Origin of the sequence: Halioxenophilus sp. WMMB6 (assembly GCF_033283405.1) — a bacterium.
In the GTDB taxonomy this organism is placed as follows: Bacteria; Pseudomonadota; Gammaproteobacteria; order Pseudomonadales; family Cellvibrionaceae; genus Halioxenophilus.
Map to the genome: position 1 here is coordinate 223,755 of NZ_JAWMQR010000006.1, position 22,799 is coordinate 246,553.

Sequence of the window (22,799 nt, forward strand, 5' to 3'; positions counted from 1 at the left end):
ATGCAACGGTTTGGCTGCTCAACCTACTCAATCCTCAGTTACCTGCGGTTACCCCTGCTAGCGGCTTTTTTCCTCCTTCCGGCTACGGTTTGTGCTTGGCAACCAGAGCTCACCTGGCAGGACTTTACTCGGGAACCCGACTATCGCGGCGCTAAGTTATCGCCCAATGGCCGCTACCTGGCCGCGCTCTGGAACAATAATGGTGTGCGCACGCTCACCATCCATGATCTGGATGCGCCAGGCCAGCCGGTTATCGGTGGTGTTAAGGGGGATGTCAAGCGCCCCAAATCCTTCCGTTGGGTAAACAATGATCGGCTGCTGGTAACTCTGCAAATTCCCTTACAGTTAAATGAGGCCTCCAGGGCGGCTGAAGAGGAGGAAGATTTTAATCTGTACGACTACCTGCTTCTGGAGCGGGTGATCTCCGTTGATACCCGTGGTGGAGATCAGGTTGTGCTTATGAATGATCAGCCCCGCTATAAATACAATCGCCGCCTTTCACAAATAATGACTATTAAAAATGATGATCGGCATGTGCTGATGCAAGGCTACCGCAATGGTGCTGTGCAGATATTTAAGGTCAATGTTTTCGATGGTACCACCGAGCTGGTGGCTAAAGGTGGTAAACGTACAGTACTTTTTCTAATTGACGACGACGGTGTACCCACTCATAGAGTCGACTATTTCAAGGTCTCCAATAAGGCGGTAATTTTAAGCTACCTTAAAGAGGATAAGTGGGAAGAGCTCGATACCATCGACTTCGATGACGAAGAGGATGCGGGCGGGATTGATTTGTTTACCGACTATATCGGCTGGTATGGTAACCGGCTGGTCTATCGCAAGCGCAACGAGGAGACGGGTTATTACGAGCTGGTGGCCCGCGATCTTGAAACCGGTGATATGAACACTTTAGTTTCCTTGCCTGGACAGGATGTCGGGGGAATAGTGGTGGATGATCATAGGGAAATTATCGGCTACTACCCGGTGGGTGATCTGGTTCGCTTTAAATTCTTTAGTGAACAGGATCAGTCCCGTTACGATCATTTGGCTGGTAAATTTGGTAACTATAATTTTAATCTGTTTGGTGGAGCCAGTGAGCGGCGGTCGGTCTATCAACTGTATGGCCGTGACCAACCCAGCGCCTACTATCTGTATGATAAAGGCGCGGACTCATTGAGGTTTATTCAAAATGGTTACCTCGGTTTGCCGGCAGAAAAGTTGGGAATCCCGGCCAAGGCCAGATACAAAGCCCGTGATGGTTTAATTATCGATCTTTTTTTGTTGCTGCCTCCTAACTACGAACAGAATAAAGCCTACCCACTGGTACTCTACCCACACGGTGGCCCCCGCTCGAGGGACTACGCAAGCTGGGATGACTTTGCGCAATTTATGGCTACGCGGGGCTATATTGTTGCTCAACCCAATTTTCGTGGCTCTGCCGGTTACGGCCGGGCATTTGAGGAGGCTGGTTACAAACAGTGGGGGTTGTCTATGCAGGATGACTTAGAGGATGCCACCAATTTTCTGCTCAAGAAAGGTTATGTTGAAAAAGGGAAAATGTGCATAGTGGGCGGCTCCTATGGAGGCTATGCTGCGCTGATGGCTACCATCAAAACACCGGAGTTGTTTCAGTGCAGCGTGGCGATGAATGCTGTGACCGATCTAGTGGCGCAAGTGAATCACCAGCTTAAATGGGCGAAAGCGGAAGGGTTGGATGAGGTGGTAGAGTATCTCTACAAAACGCGAGGGAACCCGAAGCAAGATGCCGATCTCCTTAATTCCAATTCTCCGGCTCTACATGCTGAAGCGATTAAAACCCCCATTTTATTGATCGCGGGTAAAGAGGACAGTGTGGTACCCCACAGTCAGGCCAAGGCAATGCGAAAAGCGTTAAAAAAGTATGATAGAACCTTTGAATACATCGAATTGAAAAACACCGGCCACAATGTGTTCTACTATAAAAAGGACCAGGAACAGGTCTACCAGGCGGTAGAGAGCTTCCTGGCCAAATATTTACAATGATCCACACTAGCCCCCAATAAGCGACTATTACTCTATGCGGAAACTCTTCAGTTGTACTCTATTAATTGTATTGAGTCTGTCACTTAATGGTTGCTTGCTAACCCGGGTTAATCAAACCAAAGACGACCTGTGTGATAAGTCGATCTACTTCGAGCCGGCACAGTCGCTGATTAAAATCAGCCGCCCCATCCTCTATGATTCCGATATCATTGCCCTGGTGGGAGAGGAGCCCCAGCGCATCTCTATGGAAGCAGGCACTAAATACTTTGCCTACGAGGCAAAAAAACAGAATGGTAGTGGCGATAAAGATCTAGCCTGGCGCTTTGCCTTTATCGCCGATACCGAAGGCGACTTCAAGTTGAGTGCCATTGAGGTGGACAAAAAAATTATTGGTGTGCTCTCACCACAGTTGATTGAAGAGGTGATGGCCAGTGGCTGTGACGCCAAGATCAATAAGCTGCTGATGACCCTCAGTGTGGATTTCTCCGGTGTCGATCTCTCATCAATCCCCGCCTTCCCAGAGATCGAAAGCGTATTGGGCGCAGCAATGAGTCACCAAGGTGATAACTACCACTACGAATACCTGTCGGATAACAACCAGCCCGCATTGATTGAACTAAAAGTGGTGGACGATCGCCTGCAGACCATCGACGTCGAGTACTGGCGCTATCGATTCAATATTGATCTACTGGCCGGGCAAGCGACCTCCAAAATTATCGGAACCAAAAACCGGGTCGACCTGATGCGCTACTCCTTGGGTAAATAGCATTGCTGCGTTTCACAGCAATTTGTGATCCAGGTGAATGTAAAGACCGCCAGTTACTCGCAAACGTAGAATGCGGGTACTTTCAATGGCCTGCTTCTTGCGTAGGGAAACACTGCCGCCAATGGCGGTTTACTAAGGGTATAGTTCATGAATGAAGCAGCAGAGATAGTCACCCCGGCCGCCGTCGGTGACCAGCCATCACAGCCAATGGCCGAGCCGAGCAAGTGGCGAAACTTCCTATTAACCCTGCCGCAGCCGGTGCTGGTTTTGGGCTCTATGCTGACGGTGGCCTCGGCCTATAGCTATGAGTGGGTTGATCCGGATCTTTTCGCAGCGATTATGACGGTGCTGCCGCTGCCGTTGATTCTGTTGGCCGAGCGCCTCTGGACCAAGCGCAAAGATTGGATTCTTACCCCCAAAGAGTTTGCCGAAGATGCCTTCTGGTTGGCCGGCTCCAACCTGATTTGGGTGCCGCTCTACCTCGATTACTATCGCACCCCAATCTCCGATGGCTTTCATGCCCTGCGTGATGCCACACCACTTAATATCACGCTGGAACCGCAGTCGACGCTGGGGTTGATTGTCACGGCCATTTTTATCCGCACGCTATCGGAGTTTGTCTACTACTGGCTGCATCGGGCACAGCACCTCTCGCTATTTTGGTGGCGTATGCACGCCACCCACCACCACATCACCAAAATGAGCGCCGCGCGCAGTGACCGCACCCACCCGTTGGAGTTTATGGCGTTGATGGTTGGTACCCCCATCGTGCTGGCGCTGACCGGAGCCAGTGACGAGGTGGTCGCCGTGACTGGCGCCTTCAGCTTTTTCAGTGCCTACCTCAATCACGCCAATCTGCCTCTGCGCTCGGGTATTTATGGTTGGTTTTTCACCACCACCGAGCAACACCACCTGCACCACTCCATTGAGCTGGAGAGCAGCAACTCCAACTTTGGCTGCACCATTATTATTTGGGATCGGATATTTGGCACCTACTCTGGGCGAACCGACGTTAAAGCGATGGGGGCCGGCTCTGGCAAGGCGCTCACTATTTGGGATCAGTACCGCATGGCGTTTGTCTCCAAAGATAAGCTCACCAAGTTTTAAGCTCAGGCCTGCCGGGAGAGGATAGCCAATGAACAGACTAATTGCCGGGTTCGGCCTTGGAGCGTTAATGATGGCTAGTTCAGTCAACGCCGATTCAGAGAAGAGTGTCAGTGAAGCGGCGTCGCTTTTGGAGAGGAATCGGGCCACCGCAGAGGCCTTTATCGATGCCTTTTACTCCTTCGACCCGAGCCGGCTCCAAGCGCTGCTAACCCACACCGATGAGTCCGCCGGGCGTATTCTTTGGTACCAGGGTTGGGCCGAAGGCGGCAACTACAAGGTACTCAAGCGGGCGGCCTGCGAGGCGGAATCCCCCACGCTGTTTCACTGTTCCATTACCGTACAGGATGATCCGGTTATGGCTCTGCACACCGGCTTCAATGTTACCGATACCTTTCACCTCACCTTTGACGGTAGCCATATCGCCTCTATTAGCACCAGCTCCAACGACCAACCTATCTACTTCGAGGCGCGCCAATGGGTGGAGGCTAACCAACCGGAGGTAATGGCTGGCCCCTGCAATAAAGAGACGGGCAACCCCGGTGATTGCGCGCGGGCGATGACCGCCGGTTACGCGGCCTATTACCAGAGCCTGCAAAAGGAGCCGCCCAGCAGCGACTGATTTTGCAGTAACTATTCGTGACCGCGGCGCGGTGAAAACGCCGCGCTACCAGCCGCTCTCTCTTATCGGTTGCAGATTTCCCACCTTTTACTGTTCTTTCTACTGGCAGACCAAGCACGTTAATCGGCGAGGTCGCCTGCCTTCCAGTGATTGGTGGCGTCGACTAACTGTCGCGCCAGTCATCAAAATTTCACAAATCTGAAACCTCTCCGACAAGAATAAGCAACAATTGGCGTGCAGGATTACACCGCTCAAAAACCCGAGTCCGCTCACCGTTTTCGAAAGGGAATCCCGCATGAAAAGAAAAGCTTTATATACATTCATTGTCGCTGCCACCTGTGCACTGATGGTCGCTTGCGACGGTGATGATGGTAAAAATGGACGCGACGGTGCCGATGGCGCTGCTGGTGTGAATGGCGTTGATGGCGTCGACGGTGCCGATGCCTACACCGATGAAATCCGCTTCACCAAAATTTCACCTTCAATTACCGATGCCGAAAAGAACGCGATTCGCTCCACCTCTGAAGTGATGGTCGGTGGTGAAACTCAATACATCGACTACCACCTGCTGCTCGCCACTGGCGATGAAGACAATGGCGAAGTGTTTGGCTTGGTTAAGGATTTCCAGGACAACATCATCAAATACGAAGATGACTCCGACTACCTCTGTAACGGTACCGACAGCGGCACTGGCTCTGGTCTGGATCACTTCAGCTTTTTGCAGAAGGGCGACAAGCTCTACATGGTCTCCCAGTTTGAGTGTGCCCCGGGCGCCATGTACATGAACGAACTGCAGCAAGAGGCCGATGGCCAGCTGGCATTGAAAGCCGGTACCTTGCAGTATGTTAGCCAGAAAGAGGAGTTTGGTGGCTGGGTACACTGTGCCGGTATGACCACCCCTTGGCAATCTCACCTGGGCTCGGAAGAGTACGAACCCAACGCAGCAGACCCACTGAGCGATAACTACTACAACGAAGTAACTCTGCGATTCTGGGGCAACGACGCCAACCTGAACAACCCCTACTACTACGGTTGGACTCCGGAAGTGGATGTGAACGAAGATGGCACGCCTGCGTTCAGCAAGCACTACAGCATGGGCCGTTTCGCCCACGAACTGGCCTACGTAATGCCCGACGAAAAAACCGTCTACCTCTCTGACGACGGCAGCAACGTCGGCCTCTTTATGTTTATTGCCGATACCGCCGCCGATTTGAGCGCCGGTACCCTCTACGCCGCCAAATGGAATCAGGTTTCCGGTGAAGGTCTGGGTGAGGCGGTGATCAGCTGGGTTGATCTTGGCCATGCCACCAATGCTGAAATTCGCACCCGCGTTGCTTCGCAAATGTCGTTTGGCGATATCTTTGCCAGCGAAGCGCCTGTGGGCGGTGCCTGTCCTACTGTTGGTTTCACTTACATCAATACCTATAACGGTGAAGAGTGTCTGCAGCTGCAAGACGTTGACGGTTCCGGTTCTGTTGACGAGGCTGATGGCGTTATCGCTTCCCGTCTGGAAACCCGTCGCTACGCGGCCATGATGGGCGCGACCACCGAATTCCGTAAGGAAGAGGGTATTACCTTTAATGCTCGCGACAAGGTGATGTATGTGGCCATGTCTCGCATTCAAAAGGGTATGACCGACGGCGCCGGTGATATTCAATTGGAAGAAAACAAGTGTGGTGGTGTGTACGCCCTGAACCTGGGCATCAATGAAGCCTACAGTTCTGAATTTGTTGCCTACGATATGAAAGGCCTGGTTGCCGGTTTGCCTGCCAGCTACAGCGGTACTTCACTGGAAGGTAACAGCTGTGATGTGGAGGGCTTGGCCGAGCCCGATAACGTTGCCTTCCTGGAAGGTACCGACATTCTGGTGATTGGTGAAGACGCCGGTTATCACATCAGCGATATGGTGTGGGCTTACGACATCACCAAAAAATCACTGACCCGTATTGCTTCTACCCCATACGGCTCAGAAACCACCTCGCCTTACTGGTACAAAGATGTCAACGGCTTCAGCTACCTGACTCTGACTACCCAGCATCCATTTGGTGAAGTTTCTGGCAGCTACGTGCGTCCGGATGGTGTTGATATTCGTTCTACCGCCGGTTACATCGGTCCGTTCGATTTCACCAAACTGAAATAATTCTTTAATACCTTTACGCGGCAAGTGGGCAGGAGCCCCTTGCCGCTTTTTTTTGTCTTTTTATTGGTTGTTTATGTTCGAGGTACCACCATGCGGCTAACGATGGCTTGCTGTTTTCTACTGGTCTCTTTTTTATTTGTGGGTTGCCGCAGCGATGATGAGCAAAGCTCGACGGCGGCCGAGGAGGCCTCGCAAGAAAGCTCACAAACGGCTGCACTGGTTGTTGAACCCGCAACAGCGAATGCCGATGAAGATTCGGCAACAGACACAGCCGCATCGGCAGTTACCGACACCACACTGCTCAACACCAATTTAAAAAATAACGATGCCGCCTATATTCCCGCGCAGTGCTACACCAAAACCACCGCCGACAATGGCGAGGTGCATAACCCTTGTTTTGCCTGTCATACCAACTCCGATGTGCCCAACTACATTAATGATCTCGATTTCCAGATGGTGGCCGATTTTCGCCCCACTACGGTAACCAATAAATGGTCCAACCTGTTTAAAGATCGCACCGACGAAGTGGCGGCCATGAGCGATACCGCTATTCAGGCGTGGGTGCGCAAGTCCAACTATTTTGCCGACGATGGCGGGCTGCTGTTGGCCAACAAATTGGCCGAGGTGCCGGCCAACTGGGATTTTAATGGCGACGGCCAATGGGACGGCTATGTGCCGGACCTCTATTTTAATTTCGACGACCAGGGTTTTGATAAAACCCCTAATGGTGACGATAGCGGCTGGCGGGCTTTTGCCTATACCCCTTTTCTGGGCACCTTCTGGCCCACCAACGGCAGCACCGACGACGTTTTGATTCGCTTGCCGGCGGCCATGCGGGAAGATAACGACGGCCACTACAGCCGCACGGTGTATCAACTGAATCTGGCCATTGTTGAGGCTGTGGTTACCAAATCCGATGTGGTGATTGCGGTAACCGATGAGAGCCTCTACGACGTTGATCTCAATGCCAACGGTCGTATCGACCAGGCCGATAAAATCGTTTACGCCTGGCAGCCTTCGGCGGGGCGTTTTATGTCTTACGTGGGCCGCGCCAAAGCGCTGCAAGTGGCCGGTGAGTTGCATATGGCCGGTGGCCTCTACCCGGAGGGGACGGAATTTATTCACACGGTGCGCTATATCGATGTGAGCAACGAAGGTGAAATCAGCCTGGCGCCGCGTATGAAAGAGCTGCGCTACAGCCGCAAACACAGCTGGAATACCTACGGCCAGTTAAACAATGCCGCCCTTACCGAAATTCGCGAGGGCGATCAGTGGCCTGAGCGTTTGCGCAATATTAAAGGCAACCCGGAGATCGGTGTGGTTAATGGCCAGGGTTGGTTGTATCAGGGCTTTATTGAAGATCAACAGGGTGAGCTGCGGCCGCAAAGTTATGAAGAGAGCGTTAACTGTGTGGGTTGCCACTCCGGTATTGGCGTTACCGCCGACAGCAGCTTTGCCTTCCCGCGCAAGCTGGCCCACGATCAGTTCCAGGGTGGCTGGTTCCACTGGTCACAAAAGGGGTTAACCGGCATCCCCGAGCCCCAGTGGCGCGACGGCACCTGGGAGTACACGGAATACCTGCGTCAAAATCGCAGTGGCAATGAGTTCCGTAATAACAGTGAAGTGACCAGCCGCTTCTTTACCGGCAGCGGTGAACTCAATGCCGAAGCCATCGAACAGCTGCACAGCGATATCGCCACGCTGATTCTGCCGTCAGCGGAACGGGCCTGGCAGCTCAATAAAGCCTACAAGGTGATCGTCGATGAGCAGAGCTTTATCTATGGTCGCGATGCCCATATCGAGCCCCTGGACAATGTCTGGCAGGAAGCGCCCGCCGGGGAGGTCACCGGTGTGGTGGAGCCGGTGGTGCGCGCCTGGTAAGTTCCGCTTTACTGGCTGCCTTTACACAAAGCCGCTGAGCGATTGGTCAGCGGTTTTTTATTGATCGATTTTGGCGGCGTGGTTGCGGTTACTCGCTAAAGATAAAGCCAGTGTCCTGCAACCCGCCCGGTTCCTGCCCGCCCCAGAGAATAAAGCGGTTATCGGCCCAAGTGGCGGCGGCTTCACGGCGCGCGGCCGGCCCGCCCAAACTGGCCACCGCCCGCCACTCGTCGCTAATCGGGTCGTAAAAATAGCCGCCGCGGCTGTTATCCCCCCAGACAAACATCTCCGTGCCGGTCCAGGCTGTGTGCAGTACGCCCGCGCCCAAGTAGGGTTCGCAGCCGTTGGTACTCGCCCGCCATTGATTGGTGATTGGGTTGTAGAGCCGCAGGCTCGGTTGGTTGATGGGAAAGCCGTTGCTGTCGAGACTTGCGGCCTGGCCGCCATTGAAGAGAATCATCTCCGTGCCGCTCCAGACGGCGGCCAGCTCGCCACTGCCGGCCACAGCCACCGCGGGCAGTGGCTGCCATGTGTCGGTGGCTGGATTATAGCGGGCGCCGTCGATGAGCAGGGTGGTGCCTGGCCCCTGGCTGCCACCCCAGACAATCAATTCGCTGCCGCTCCAGGCGAAGGCCATGTTGTAACGGGGGCTGGGGGCGTTATCGGTGGTGATGGCGATCCAGCTGTCGCTGGCCGGATTGTAGCGGCCACCCGTGTTAAGGGGTTGGCCGCTGTTGTTCTCGCCACCCCAGATCAGCATCTCACTGCCGGTCCACACCGCCAGATGCCTGCGGCGGGCGCTGGGTGCGCCGAGGTTGGTGACCGGCTGCCAGCTGTCTGTGCCCAGGTCGTAGCGGGCACCGTTGTTACTGCGGCCGCCCCAAACGATCATCTCGCCATTGGCTAAAATCGCCGTGTGTTCGTTAAAGGCTGTAACGCCTTCGGTGTTGGTTGCCTGCCAGTTGTCGCTTTGCGGATTGTAGCGACCGCCGGTATCGGTCTCGACAAATTGGCCGATGCTCTGCAGCCAGCCATAACCGCCAAATACAATGAATTCACTGCCACTCCATAGCGCGCTGTGGCCGCGCCGTTCAAAGGGGGCATTGCTGGTGCTGGTCTGCGACCAGGCGCCAACCCCCACCGCTGCAGAGGTGGTAAAGCCCCAGGTAAAATCGTCGCCCAGGGGGTTGCCAGCCAGGTCACTAATGGCGGCGGCCAGCTTGGCGGTGTAGTCACTGCTGCTGGTCAGCTCCAGCTGCGGCGCCAGCTTGGCGGTGGTGCCGTCGTAGCTCACCTCGGCGGCCACCGTCAAGCCATCGCTATCGCGCAGCGTAAAGCGGTTAGTGTCGATCGACTCCGGGTCCATCGCCTCATTAAAGCGGGCGAAAATGGTACTGCCGACGGCCGCGCAGTCGGAGCCGGGTGCGGGGCTCACCTCACTCACCTCCGGTGGCGTGACATCGGGATTGGCGGCGGTGGTAAAGCGCCAACTAACCTCCTCCCCCAATGGATTACCGCCATAAGCATCCTCCACCAGACCGCTGATGGTTGCCTGGTATTCGGTGGCGTAGCTCAGCTCGAACTGTGGATCAAAACTCCAGCGAAAGGTGTTGCTGTCATAGCTGTGAAAGCCGTTAACGTCGGCGCCGGTAGCGACTTCGGTGAGGGTAAAGCGCTCGGCGCTTAGACTGGCGGAGGCCATGGCTTCGCTGAACTGCACGGCGAGGGTGCGGTAGATTGGGAAATCGCTGGCGCCGATAGCGGGAGTGCGGCTGGCAATCTCCGGTGGCAGCCGGTCTTCATTGCGGGTCACCACCACCGTGGCCGTGCCGCTGTTGCCAATGCTGTCTGAGATGGTGATTTTGATCTCGTTGCGGCCGATTTGCAGGTCGATAGCACCGTAGGCGATGCCCCAGGCAGAGCCCCACTGCAGGCCGAGAAAAGTATTCTGGCAAAAGGAGGCGACCCCTTGGGAGCCACTCTGGCCGGTGGAGATATTGCGCCAGGTCATACTCAAGCGGGACGGAAATACCGTTTTACAGTCGACCCCTTTGGGTGAGGTAAACGCCGTGCCGGAGATGGCCAGCGAGGGTTGGATGGTGGTGTAGCTGCCATCGCCAACAATGGGTTCGCGGATATCGACAAAAGCGAGCAGGTCGCCATCACCACCGTCGCCACCGCCACCGCCTCCGCCACCACCGCAGGCGCCGAGCACAAGGCATAACACTAGAAGCAATACCGCTCTCACCGTGCCCCCTTTTTTATTGCTAAATATTCGTGGTTGGGCTATTGCGGTTCGACGCCGGCGCTGTTACCACCAGGCCGTTGAAATTAATGCCACAGGCATAGGCGGCAGTCAACGTCTTAACCATTGCGTTTATGACTTTTGGGGCTTGGAACCAGCACTATTGGTAATAAAGCAATCGCTGATAATACTATTGGTGATTGAGCTGCGGATGAAAAATTCACAGAGTCGTGTTGCCTTACGCGTGAGCCGGGCAGGGACGATGAGTGAAACACTATTTTTAATTAGTTCGATAACCAATAAATATCGGCAGCAGTGTGTTCGGTTGCTCGCCTAAAAATTAACGGGCGGGTAGTAGGGTGACTGCCCGCCCGTTGACAAAGGGTGACTGCTTATTAACGGTCCCTGTCAAAGCTTAGGTTAGGCTGCATTGCCTTTTTGAATGGTGTGCACCATCTCTGCAGTCAGGGCATTACCGCCGATACCCCACTGGCCCTCGGGCACCTCTTCAATTTTCACCCAGGTCACACCGCGCATGGCTTCGCCCTCAATGGCCACCATAGTGTCGGTGAGCTTGGTGATCATCTCGGCTTTCTCTTTTTTGCTGAATACATTTTCGATAACGTGAACAGTAACTAATGGCATGGTTTTATCCTCTTATTGTCTGTTTTTGGGGCAGCTTGGTTGTGGCCTGCCCCAAATCTTATGGTGATGGTGGTTCGGCCTTTTGCGGTTGCTACGTTACGCCGCTGTCTGGCCTTTCTGGATGGCGTGCACCATCTCTGCGGTTAGGGCGTTGCCGCCAATACCCCACTGGCCTTCGGGCACCTCTTCAATTTTTACCCAGGTCACCCCACGCATGGCTTCGCCTTCAATGGCCACCATGGTGTCGGTGAGTTTAGTGATCATCTCCGCTTTCTCGGCTTTGCTGAAAACGTTTTCGATAACGTGAACGGTAACTAATGGCATTGTCTTGTCCTCTTATTGTTTGTTCTTTGGGGCGGCTTGGCTGTGGACTGCCCCAAAATTGGTTATGGTGGCTGTTGAGTTAGTTGGTTGAATTAATGGTTTATATTCTGGTCGGGTGAGGCGGTTAAGCTGCCTGGCCATCTTGAATGGCGTGCACCATCCGTGCGGTCAAGGCCGTGCCGCCAATGCCCCACTGGCCTTCGGGCACCTCTTCAATTTTTACCCAGGTCACCCCGCGCATGGCTTCGCCCTCAATGGCCACCATGGTGTCGGTCAGTTTGGTGATCATCTCCACCTTCTCTTCCTGGCTGAAAACATTTTCGATTACGTGAACGGTAATTAATGGCATGGTCTTATCCTCTTTAATTAATGGCTAAATCTGCTTGGGTTTGTTGATTCATTGGACTGCTGTTTTTGGCTCGGCAGTAGTCGCTGTCGATGTGGTCATAGTAGGGGGCGGGGAGTATTCACAATACTGCGGATGCTGTAGCATCCAACTACACATTCTGTAGTTACGCACTACTCAATCTGTATCGCCAATGGAGGCTGTTATGGAATACGGTCAATTTTGCCCCATCTCGAAGTCGCTGGAGCTGCTCGGTGAGCGCTGGACGCTGCTGATTTTGCGTGAGCTGCACATGGGGGCCACCCGCTTTAGTGAGCTGCAACGGGGCCTCTCGCTGATCTCACCCACTATTCTCACCAAGCGCCTGAACGAACTGTGCGATGCCGAGCTGGTGCTGCGCCGCAAAATTTCCGGCCAGCGCGGTTTTGAGTACCACCTGACGGTGGCCGGCAAAGAGACCCTGCCCATGATTCTGGCCATTGGCGAGTGGGGTATGCGCTGGGCACGGGGCAGCCTGCGTGAGACCGACCTCGATATCGAACTGCTTATGCTTTATCTGCAGCGCAGCATCAACACCGACTCCCTGCCCGGGGATGAGTCGGTCATTAAATTTGTGTTTACCGACCAAAAAGTATTGAAGGATTGGTGGCTGCTGGTGCACGGCTGCAATGTCGATATCTGCCTGGACGACCCGGGCAAAGAGGTGGACGTCTACCTCTCCACCGACCTGCGCACCATGGTCGAGTGCTGGATGGGCGACCGCTCCTATAAATCGGCGGTGAAAGAGAACCGCATGAAACTGGTCGGACCCAAAGCTTTAACACGGGATATTCAACTCTGGATTAAAGACTCCCTGTTTGCTGGCATCCGGCCGGCCAGTGAGATAAGTGTTTAAGCTTGTGGGTTTCGTGGTGGAGGGAAGTGGCTGCGTGCTGTAGCCTCACCAAGAATGGAGGATGGAAGGTTGTTTGGATGTTTTCTCCTAAATTAATGCTATTAGTTTTGTCTGAATTAATTACTTTTTTGGAAAGTTTACATTTCTATCCCGTTAGTTAACAAACCTTAACAAAAAGTCTTCTCAAAATTTTTCATTGTCCATTTTATTTGTAGTACTTTTACTTCCTGGTCAGTAAAGCTCGGTTGCGCTTATTAGTGCTCTGCGTTCCCGACCATTTCTAGAGTCTTTTTGGCCATAGGGAAATGGGGCTTGGTATATCTATTTGTCCCATAGGGAATTGCTGCAATGTCTAACCCACTCCAGCTACTTTCCTGTTTGGTTTAAACTCAGTCGAAAATAATTTCCCGGCCATCTATAGGGCTGAATGCAGAACCAACTATTGCACACCAGGGGGCCACTGTCTGAGTTCCGTGAAAGTGGCACTTACATAATATCTATATTGATATTCGCCTAAGCGATTTGTCTTAGCGCGGAAAAATTAAATATCGGTAGGATAGCAGTCTATTAAGGGATTATGGATTATGCAGGTTCGGAAAATTTTCGCTCATTTAGTGTTGTTTTTTTCGCCACTTTTTTCCTTTTATGTGGCAGGCGCAGTAGCTCCTGATGATGACAATATTTTCAGTGACCTCACCAAAGTCAAGCTGGTCTCTACTGCAACCGACCTGTCCTCAATATCCACTGATGCAATATTAATCGCAGATATTCTCCATTTTTGTGGCAGCGGCCGCTTGCCAGAATTAACCTTAAGTTGGCAGGAGGTAGGTAGTGTCTCGGCCACAAAGGTTGAAGCCATTGGTGCCTGCTTTAAGCAGTTGGCAGATCTTTTCGAATCGATTAGTGAAAACTATAAAGATAACGAAAACTTTAAAGCAAACTATGCGGTGCTAAAAAATCTGGCCGCCGAGTCAGATTCGAAAGCCGTTAGCGCCATGCCAATCGTTATCAAATCAATCGCTGGCGAAAGTGAACAGATTACCTCCCAGGTAGGGGTTTACACTATTGATTTATCGACACGATTTCAAGTCTCGCAGGGCGCGGAAGGTAACGCGCCCACCACCGACGGAAGTGTGGTCTATTCTGTAACGGGCTGTAACAGCAAAACAGAGGCTCTTGCAGAAGAGTCTGCAGCACCGGCCACCAAGGCGGATATTGGCCTGCTGGCTAATCGACTGGCAGAGATCAATCAATTTCAAGGGGTATTAACCTGCGAACTTAACGACAAAAGCGGCGAGCTCGCTGTTATGCCTATTGCCAAAGGGGCTGGAGAGGTGGTGTTGGTGGCGAGGGCGGAGTATCGAAGCAGTAAAGGGGCTGTGTTGGCAAAATCAAAACCATTGCCGATCACCATTGCGGTTAAAAGTAGTAGCAGTGTGTTCAACTGTGATGCCTGGAGTTGCCAATACGGAGCCAACTTTCTTCTGGGTGTAGAAGGGGCAACTATTGAGGATGTAAAAAGTGATTCGATTTTACGTTATGAGTTCTCCTCTTATTCCATTCTAAGTAAAAAGTGGTTTCATATATTTGGTCGTATCTATCAGACCTCCACCGTAGAGTATTTTGCGAAGTCGATGGAAGCGGTGGCCACGAGTGATAACGCTGGAACGCCTGTGGTAGCGGCCAATGATATTGATTGTAGTACACCTTCAGATGAGGAAGTCTGGCTGGCTGCCTGTGATAAGAAGGTGACCAGTGCCATAAGTGGTGAATTGGGTACGGCTTTTTTTCTTATGCGTTCCACGCAGGATCACGGTGTTAGCTGGTCGCACTCTTCCACGGATATTCAAAATGGAGATCTGTTGGCTGGGCCAACTTTTCAATTTAACGTAATGAAATCCGAGCGCCAGGAGAGTGAGTTTGAAGAGAGCTATTACACCGGTTTAAGGTTTGCCTACTCTCGCGTGCAATACTTCGACATATTGTATGGCAAGAATGAGGAGCTTTCTGGGCGCCGCTGGAAGTTAAAAGGCCAAGCACCTGTTTATAACAATAATTTTGTGGCCGGTGTTGAGATTGATGTGGCAGCCGATAACGAATACAAGAAAAAGTACGGCGATGGCTCGGACAGTATCAAGTTTTATGTCACTTATGTAGTGGACTTTGGAAATTTTATTAAGTGATAAGCCGTTGCCAGGTGGGGCGGCTGCACATAATCGTGTGGCTTAATTAAAATATGAAGGAGTAAATTGTGTATATTGTTACCAATAGAGCCATCAAAGAGAAAGGAAAAAGCCTGAAATCCGTTTTTCTGGATCACCCCAATCAAAAAGGCCCAAAAGAGTTACGCTTGGTCTCGGTGGTTAGAGAAGATGGTAGATGGAAGGTCGATGTTATTGATGATGAAATAGCCCGGACTGATGTTGAAGCTTTAAACCGGCAGTACAATTTAAACCTCGATTTAAATAAAAAATACTTCGGTAGTTTACGAGTGGCTTGTGAATTATTCGATATGGCCGTTAACGAAGGAAAATCGGTACTCTTTTTTCTGCATGGTTTTAACAACGATATTACCGATATCGTTAAAACAGCTCATGAGTTAGAAAAACTCTATAATGTGATCGTTATTCCCTTCTCCTGGCCAGCGAATGGAGGCGGTCCAATCTCCGGGACTCTTGCGTATCTGGAAGATAAAAGTGATGCCCGTGTCTCAGTTGATGCTTTCAATCGCTTTATTGGCCGGATTAAAGATTTCCATGCAATGCTCACCGAAGGGGTACGCCAGGAAACGTTAGCTGTGGCCAATGCCAGGCATCCCGATAGTCCGGAAATGGCCGGTGTACTCTATGCGCGACTCATTTCTGATGCCTGCGTGGTTAAGCTCTCACTCTTGTGTCACAGCATGGGCAATTACCTCTTTAAACGAACCTTAAGCACGTCCGAAACTAATGCCGATGATCTGATTTTCGATAATATCTGCCTGGTGGCGGCTGATACTAATCGTGAGAAACACGAAGATTGGGTGGAAAAGCTGGATGTTAATGGTTCGGTCTATATTGTTATTAACGAAAATGACTATGCTTTAAAGGCAAGCCGCATAAAGCCCGGTAAACAGCAAAAGGTCCGGCTTGGTCACTCTACAAAACGTTTGAATGCCGAAAATGCCACCTACATTGATGTCACCGACGCGAGCCATGTTGGCAATGAGCATGCTTATTTTAAAGGCGACTCGGTAGAAGAAAATAACGCCTTAAGGGAGTTGTTTCTCTACATGTTCAATGGTGGTTCGGTGGAACACATGCTGGAATACCGTTCGAGCAATAATACCCACGTTCTCAGGTAAGTTGCCAGGGTTTACCCGTTTGGATATGGGTAAGCCCCCGCTGTAAGCTGTTTTTCTCTTATTGCCAAGCCCAATTCAATTCTTTCCGCTACCGTGACCATTTTCTATAGCTACGAATGATCAGTAACAATGGCACAAATGATCATTGATCTCTGTGGATACTTGCCCTGCAATAGATGCCTGTCAGTCAGGCCTGCTCGGTGCGCGCAATGCAAAAGCCGCTGCATGAACAAGTAGCCACTCACAACCAGCCATGAATAATCAGACCAATAATGAAGGGGCGCCATCATGTCGGATTCCGTAACCAGCCACTACCGGGCCTGCCATCTGTGTGAGGCGATCTGCGGCCTGGAGATAACCACCCAGGGCCGCGAGATACTCGCCATTCGCGGCGATAAAGCCGACCCGTTCAGCCGCGGCCATATCTGCCCCAAGGCCACCGCCCTGCAAGACCTGCACACCGACAACGACCGCCTACGCCAGCCGGTAAAGCGGGTGGCCAATGGCTGGCAGACGGTAAGCTGGGAGGAGGCGATCGCATTAGCGGGGGAGTGGCTGGGCTCGATTCAGCGCCAACACGGCAACGACGCCGTGGCCCTTTACGCCGGCAACCCCAGTGTGCACAACTACGGCACCATGACCCACGGCGGGTTGATCCGCAAAGCGCTGAAAACCCGCAACTGCTACTCGGCCACCTCGCTCGATCAGCTACCCCATCAACTGCTCTCCCTTGCTCTCTATGGCCACCAGGCGTTAATCCCTGTTCCCGACATCGACCGCAGCCGCTTGATGGTGATTATTGGCGGCAACCCGCTCGCCTCCAACGGCAGCATGATGACCGTACCGGATGTGACCAAGCGCTTGAAGGCGATTCAGAGCCGCGGTGGCCGGCTGGTGGTGATCGACCCGCGCCGCACTGAAACCGCCGAGATTGCCGACCACCACCACTTTATTCGCCCGGGCAGTGATGGCTTTTTGCTGTTGGCCATTATTCACACCATCCTGGCCGAGGAGTGGCAGCGCCTGGGCCATTTGTCGGAGATCGTCGATGGTGTGGATGCGGTGCGCATTGCGGTGGCCCCCTTTACCCCAGCGCGGGCGGCTGCGGCCACCGGTATTGCCGAGGCCACCATTCGCAGCCTGGCCCAGGCCCTGGCGGAGACCGACGGCGCCGTCTGCTACGGCCGCATGGGGGTCTCCACCCAGGCCTTTGGCAGCCTCTGCCAATGGGCCATTCAGGTGATCAACATTCTGATTGGTGCCCTCGACAGCGAAGGCGGCGCCCTGTTCTGCTCGCCCGCCTTTGGCCATATCAGCCGCGGCGCCAGGGGGGCGGGCCACTTTAACCGCTGGCAGAGCCGGGTAAGCGGCCTGCCCGAGTACGACGGCGAGTTCCCAAGTGTGGTGCTGGCCGAGGAGATGCTCACGGAAGGCCCCGGCCAGGTGCGCGGCCTGTTGACCATTGCCGGCAACCCGGTGCTCTCCGCCCCCGATGGCCAGGGGTTGGATCGCGCCCTGGCCGGCCTGGAGTACATGGTGGCCATCGACTTCTACATCAACGAAACCACCCGCCACGCCCAGGTGATCCTGCCCCCCACCGGCCCGCTGGAGCACGACCACTACGATATCGCCTTCCACCGCCTGGCGGTGCGCAATACCGCCCGCTACAACCAGCCGGTATTCGAGCCCCCAGCCGGTAGCCGCCACGACTGGCAGATTCTCAATGAGCTCTCTATAGCCCTGGCCGGTGCCAAAGGCGAGCCACTGAAACCTCTGCCGGCCCCGGCCAAACTGCTCGACCAGGGGCTGCAGTATGGTCTTTACGGTGCTGCCAGCGATGCCCCCCAGGCGCTCTCCCTGGCGCGCCTGCAGGAGTATCCCCACGGCCTGGACCTGGGCCCGTTGCAGCCGGGGCTGGCCGAGCGGCTGTGCACCGACAATGGCCGCATACAGCTGGCGGTGGACTTTATTCTGGCCGATATCCCCCGGCTCAATAGCGCCACCACCACGTTGGCCGGCGACCAGCTGCTGCTCATTGGCCGGCGCCATGTGCGCAGCAACAACTCCTGGCTGCACAACGCTCATCGCCTGGTGAAGGGCAAACCCCGCTGGCAACTGCTGATGCATCCGGATGACCTTGCCCAGCGCCAGCTGGCCGACGGCAGCCAGGTGCGCATTGAATCGCGGGTGGGGGCGGTGCAGACCACCGTCGTCGCCAGCGATGAAGTGATGCCCGGCGTGGTGAGCCTGCCCCACGGCTGGGGCCATCAACGAGGCGGAGTGCAGTTGGCTGTGGCCAGCCAGCAGGGCGGCGTCAGCTGTAACGACCTCACCGACCCCAGCCTGTTCGATGCCGTCAGCGGCAACGCAGCGCTGAATGGTGTGCCGGTGCGGGTGATGGCGGTGGGCTAGGGACGCAGCAGTGACTTAAAATAGGGAGGATGGCTTCAAGGTAATTCCTGACCGGCTTTTTTGTGCTCAGCTTTTTTAATGGCGGTGTGGTTACCGAACGGCGGAAAAGATTAAACGGTTGCTGCGCTATTGGCCTTTCACAGCACCTCAAACTGAGGAGCTAGCCTGCTTTGGTGGGCATTATCGCAAGGTGTTGGCCTCCCCGATGCCAATAACCATCACAAGCTCAACAGAGGTGCTAAATTAGTGTTAACAGGCCCTAGTGTCATTGATCAATTTTACTGACGGTTAAGGGGTGATCATTAGTAAACTGGCAAAGTGCACCGCTCTCGGCTGCAAGTATTGGGGTGTTCCAAGTAACTTGTTAAAAATATTAGAACCCGTGTAATGGCGGTGTTTAGTCTAGAGGGTAAAAATCGCGTATTCGCAATACGAAAAAACCCGATAATGGTTATTACCGGGTTTAGATCCTCTGAATTCAACTGACCTTTTAAGCGGCTTTTTTCAGTTTCTTCTTCAGCGTTTTGATTTTGCTCTCATGCTTGGCAACCTTGCTCTTACGTGCTTTGAGCTCTTTTTTCAGACTTACTACTTTTTTTGAACTCTTTTTAGCCATATTCATTCTCATTAATCATTGTGAGTGAGTTTTAGTGAAGCGCTGATTCAGCTACTGAAATAGCCGAACAATCCCGGCCTTTACGCTAAAGCCGGCTTAGCACAACGAATTACAAAGTATATACAAGTGATAGTGGTCTGGCTATGGCGGCGGGTAAGTTGATTTCGTCACATGCTGCCTCGTTTAATTGAAATCAAGCAAAAACCCCTGTTTTAGGCACTTTAGGGCCAGAACAGTTGAAATCGTGCTCACTATTGGTCAATAAGGATGGGCCTTCCTTTTAGAGGTGTAAGCTGCGGGTAGCGTCTCCGTCCGATAACGCCTGCCAGGCCTACACCCAGCAGAGCCGCCGCCGCGAAAACACATGTATGGGTGAGTGTTATTAAGTAGGGTTCAGCCCCTCTTATGGCTATAAACGGAGCGACTCATGGTTTTGGGGCAAAAAATTCAATTTTTTTTGTGGCGGTGGGTTTGTTGATATTTTCCGGTCTGAAGTGGGTTAGCTGCGACCGACCTTGGCCCACCTATAAACTTGTAATTTCAAATTTATCCCCTAATATCGAGAGGTTGCTACCGGAAGCCCCCCCAACTCTCAATCATCCATCCGTTGTACTGTTGACGATTTAGATTTTCTGAGTTGTGTTTTAATCTGCACGTGGGGCTGTTTCAGGCGGTTAAAATAATAATTCTAAATCTTATCGGGTCTGCGGGTAGTGGCAGTGGGCATCGGTTATGGGTGTTATCCATGTCACTGCATCAACGGAAATTCCGCTACGAAGCTGCCGCTTTAAATCCATTTGAATGGGGGACGATTGCCACCCACACCGGCACCCTCCAAGACGCACTCGGTGAAATTGAAGAGCGCGTTAACTCACTGGTGAGCACTCAGTCTGTGGTAATTAAAAGCGTCCCCTGGCAACGCAATGTAGATGGTTTGCAGTTGCATGATATCGCGGGCTGTATGGGGGGGGCCTTAACCCATGACGAGTGGGAGCAGATGCTGCTGCGGGACATCAACCCGCGCTATTCGGCCTCGCTTAAATTTCTGGTGGAGGGGCGGGTACCTGCCTTTATCTACGAGACCAGCAGCTTCTTTAACCATTTTGATAAGAACGAAAAAGCCTTGGCGAGAAAGTGCTTTTCACAGGGGTTACACGGCTTCCTCTGCATGCAAACTTGCAGCAATTCGGAAAATGCCTATTTAATGATCGTCAGTGCCGAGGCTAGCCGCGGTGCCATTGAGCAGTTTGAGAAAACGCACGCTCCGAAGTTGCAGCTGGCCTATTCTCATTTTTGTGAAGGATTGCAAATTCGCAACCTGGTAGAGGCCAATAAAACGAAACCCATTCTTTCGCCCAGAGAGCGTGACTGCCTGGCCTGCTTATCGGCGGGTTTAACCACCAAACAGATTGGCCGGCAGCTCAATCTTTCGGATGCCACCGTTAATGAATATATTACTTCCGCCAAACGCAAGCTGGGCGCGAAAACACGTAGCCAGGCCTGTGCCCGGGCCGTGCAGATTGCTGGGCCTTTCTAACTAAGCCGCTGCACGCCAGGGAGCTGTTTTGGATCTGATTTAAGTGAGCCGGGGTTGCGCCTGGCAAATGAGTGTGATCGCCCTTCGTCAATTAATGACTCTACGGTTAAAACTCAGTGACACGGCAGTAGTTACTAATATTGAAATTCATAATAAAGCCAACCTTTATTGGCCGCTAACAGCTATAAAAAGCGACTTTTACGCTTCCAAACAGCCCCTTTCCCCTCAAATGTCAGGGATTTCTCTCCCTAAGCCATTTGCATAGCATGTGCTTACCGCCGTTGTGGCGGACACACTGCACCCACTGCATAAAAATAATAAGGAGAGCAATATGCAAAAACTTGCCTGTTTTTGTCTTGCCGCTGGATTGACTGTTGTTTCACACTCGACGTTTGCCCAAGAGATGCAGCCCGACCCAATCCTCACCGTTGGCGATTTCAATGGTGATGGCACTGTGGATTACCAGGATTACTCCAAATGCGTTACCGCCACCTGGAAAAATAAGTACATCGCCTTTTTTGACCTGAATGCAGACGGCACTTTTGACGGAGATGATTGTGACCAAGCCTGGGATGAGCGCGGCCAGGCAAGTACCGTTGTTGACCAGGAGATGGCCGAACTCTATGGCCGTCTTGGCCACCTGCAAAGCGTGGATCAAAGTTATTTGGAGTCAACTCTGTGGGGCCAGTTCGGCCCGGCATTGGCGGGCCACGGGCAACACTGGATTCGTCAGCTTATCTCGATGGGGGCCTATCAACCGGGCGGTACTGCCAACTATCAGCAGCCGCACGGCGCTAACCTGTGGACGGATCGCGACGAGGTGGCTGCGCTCTGGTGGGGCCAGGCCGCCACGCCACTGTTCAACGACCCCGATTCTCCCACCGGCCTCAGCACACTGGATTGGCCCGATGGCACCGCCTGGCAAGATGAGCGACCACAAGCCTTTGCCGATGAACCACCGAAGTTCACCTCCAGTGAACATGAAAACTGGCACACCCACGGGGGCATGTGTTTGGTGACCGACCCGGATACCGGCGAGTGGTATGCGCAACAGCTGCTCTCCTACAACGAGTGCCAGGCACTGCCCAATGCCGAACCGCAATTAGCGGGCTTTGATGGTTTGGAACCCATCTATATCAACCCTTATGTCAATGTTTGGATGATTCATATGTGGCTGTTTACACTTAATCCTCACGGGTTTTTCGGTAACACCAACCCCAATGTAGACCCGGGGGCACTGGATGAAGATGAGATCAACGGCGGCCGTCCGGTGCCTATGTGGTTCATGATGCACCATATGGGTCACTAAATTGGTGGCGGGTTTGTAGTTCGAGGGGCGCTCGGCAGTTGGCCTGGTGGTGAACTGTCGAGCGCCTGTTCAGAGGAGTTAAAGATGCACTACCGATCTTTTCTATTTGTGTTGTTAGCCTTTTTGATTGTAGCGCCCGCTGCCAGCGCTACTGAGGCTAACCCCGGACCATTCACAAATTATTCGGCGGTTGAAGCCAACATAATTTCGGTCTATCGGGCTTTTGTTGCTGCCTTACCCCAGGCTGAAAGCGTAGACGATGTACGCTCCTATCTCAGCGACGATTCACCACTATTAAAAAATCGTGGCGATGCCCGTGTAAAAGCTAGCGGCGATGCCCGCGCCCAGCAAGCCTTTACTCAATACCAGGCTCTGCTGGCGGGCTTTGCCGAGCAATCCCTGGCGGTTGAACAGCAGGATAACCGGGCTGAGCTCATTGCCCGAGGTCAGGCGCCGGTCACCAGTGCACAGGTTCGCAATTATCTGCAAACCGCTACGGCGGTCTACCGGGTGAGTTTTATTCGCGATAGCGAGCAGTGGAAGATCAGCAATACGCGCTATAACGTCTATTTCAGTGATTAAAATTTGATGA

18 protein-coding genes are annotated in these 22,799 nt (G+C 53.0%); 13 read left to right on the top strand and 5 right to left on the bottom strand.

Annotated elements, in window-relative coordinates; translation table 11 throughout:
* The 6 genes from SBL51_RS15570 to SBL51_RS15595 all read left to right on the top strand — a co-directional run bounded on the left by SBL51_RS15570 (window position 1) and on the right by SBL51_RS15595 (window position 8,535).
* On the top strand, window positions 1-2,022 hold the full coding sequence (locus tag SBL51_RS15570) for an alpha/beta hydrolase family protein (protein WP_317931995.1): 2,022 nt from the start codon (window positions 1-3) through the stop codon (window positions 2,020-2,022).
* 34 nt (window positions 2,023-2,056) lie between these two features.
* Complete coding sequence (locus SBL51_RS15575; RefSeq protein ID WP_317931996.1) at window positions 2,057-2,788, top strand: hypothetical protein; 732 nt, start codon at window positions 2,057-2,059, stop codon at window positions 2,786-2,788.
* Window positions 2,789-2,935: 147 nt separating this feature from the next.
* Window positions 2,936-3,895 (top strand): sterol desaturase family protein, encoded by a 960-nt coding sequence (locus SBL51_RS15580; protein ID WP_317931997.1) that lies wholly within the window; start codon window positions 2,936-2,938, stop codon window positions 3,893-3,895.
* A gap of 28 nt (window positions 3,896-3,923) precedes the next feature.
* The gene (locus SBL51_RS15585) at window positions 3,924-4,514 is read left to right on the top strand and encodes a hypothetical protein (RefSeq protein ID WP_317931998.1); all 591 of its coding nucleotides are present in this window, start codon (window positions 3,924-3,926) and stop codon (window positions 4,512-4,514) included.
* A 295-nt stretch (window positions 4,515-4,809) separates the two neighbouring features.
* Window positions 4,810-6,654, top strand: coding sequence for a PhoX family protein (locus tag SBL51_RS15590; RefSeq protein ID WP_317931999.1), 1,845 nt, complete (start codon window positions 4,810-4,812; stop codon window positions 6,652-6,654).
* Between the two features lie 90 nt (window positions 6,655-6,744).
* Complete coding sequence (locus SBL51_RS15595; protein ID WP_317932000.1) at window positions 6,745-8,535, top strand: hypothetical protein; 1,791 nt, start codon at window positions 6,745-6,747, stop codon at window positions 8,533-8,535.
* Between the two features lie 88 nt (window positions 8,536-8,623).
* On the opposite strand, the gene SBL51_RS15600 is transcribed toward SBL51_RS15595, so the two are convergent.
* The 4 genes from SBL51_RS15600 to SBL51_RS15615 all read right to left on the bottom strand — a co-directional run bounded on the left by SBL51_RS15600 (window position 8,624) and on the right by SBL51_RS15615 (window position 12,098).
* Window positions 8,624-10,762, bottom strand: coding sequence for an Ig-like domain-containing protein (locus SBL51_RS15600; RefSeq protein WP_317932078.1), 2,139 nt, complete (start codon window positions 10,760-10,762; stop codon window positions 8,624-8,626).
* 438 nt (window positions 10,763-11,200) lie between these two features.
* On the bottom strand, window positions 11,201-11,425 hold the full coding sequence (locus SBL51_RS15605; protein WP_317932001.1) for a tautomerase family protein: 225 nt from the start codon (window positions 11,423-11,425) through the stop codon (window positions 11,201-11,203).
* A 96-nt stretch (window positions 11,426-11,521) separates the two neighbouring features.
* Complete coding sequence (locus SBL51_RS15610) at window positions 11,522-11,749, bottom strand: tautomerase family protein (RefSeq protein ID WP_317932002.1); 228 nt, start codon at window positions 11,747-11,749, stop codon at window positions 11,522-11,524.
* 124 nt (window positions 11,750-11,873) lie between these two features.
* Complete coding sequence (locus tag SBL51_RS15615) at window positions 11,874-12,098, bottom strand: tautomerase family protein (RefSeq protein WP_317932003.1); 225 nt, start codon at window positions 12,096-12,098, stop codon at window positions 11,874-11,876.
* Window positions 12,099-12,300: 202 nt separating this feature from the next.
* Between SBL51_RS15615 and SBL51_RS15620 the strand changes: the two genes are divergently transcribed.
* From SBL51_RS15620 to SBL51_RS15635, 4 genes are all read left to right on the top strand, one after another.
* Window positions 12,301-12,990 carry a helix-turn-helix domain-containing protein gene (locus tag SBL51_RS15620; RefSeq protein ID WP_317932004.1) on the top strand — a complete coding sequence of 230 codons (690 nt, stop codon included), beginning with the start codon at window positions 12,301-12,303 and terminating at the stop codon, window positions 12,988-12,990.
* A 584-nt stretch (window positions 12,991-13,574) separates the two neighbouring features.
* Window positions 13,575-15,173, top strand: a complete 1,599-nt coding sequence (locus SBL51_RS15625; protein ID WP_317932006.1) for a hypothetical protein — start codon at window positions 13,575-13,577, stop codon at window positions 15,171-15,173.
* A gap of 68 nt (window positions 15,174-15,241) precedes the next feature.
* A complete protein-coding gene (locus tag SBL51_RS15630) occupies window positions 15,242-16,333 on the top strand; it encodes an alpha/beta hydrolase (protein WP_317932007.1) in 1,092 nt (363 codons plus the stop codon).
* 288 nt (window positions 16,334-16,621) lie between these two features.
* Window positions 16,622-18,745, top strand: coding sequence for a molybdopterin-dependent oxidoreductase (locus SBL51_RS15635; RefSeq protein ID WP_317932008.1), 2,124 nt, complete (start codon window positions 16,622-16,624; stop codon window positions 18,743-18,745).
* 490 nt (window positions 18,746-19,235) lie between these two features.
* On the opposite strand, the gene SBL51_RS15640 is transcribed toward SBL51_RS15635, so the two are convergent.
* On the bottom strand, window positions 19,236-19,361 hold the full coding sequence (locus tag SBL51_RS15640) for a hypothetical protein (RefSeq protein ID WP_317932010.1): 126 nt from the start codon (window positions 19,359-19,361) through the stop codon (window positions 19,236-19,238).
* Between the two features lie 745 nt (window positions 19,362-20,106).
* Here SBL51_RS15640 and SBL51_RS15645 point away from each other — a divergent pair.
* From SBL51_RS15645 to SBL51_RS15655, 3 genes are all read left to right on the top strand, one after another.
* Window positions 20,107-20,898: a response regulator transcription factor gene (locus tag SBL51_RS15645; protein ID WP_317932013.1), complete on the top strand. Its 792-nt coding sequence runs from the start codon at window positions 20,107-20,109 to the stop codon at window positions 20,896-20,898.
* 331 nt (window positions 20,899-21,229) lie between these two features.
* The gene (locus SBL51_RS15650) at window positions 21,230-22,207 is read left to right on the top strand and encodes a hypothetical protein (RefSeq protein WP_317932014.1); all 978 of its coding nucleotides are present in this window, start codon (window positions 21,230-21,232) and stop codon (window positions 22,205-22,207) included.
* A gap of 84 nt (window positions 22,208-22,291) precedes the next feature.
* On the top strand, window positions 22,292-22,789 hold the full coding sequence (locus SBL51_RS15655) for a hypothetical protein (RefSeq protein ID WP_317932015.1): 498 nt from the start codon (window positions 22,292-22,294) through the stop codon (window positions 22,787-22,789).
* Window positions 22,790-22,799 lie beyond the last annotated feature (10 nt).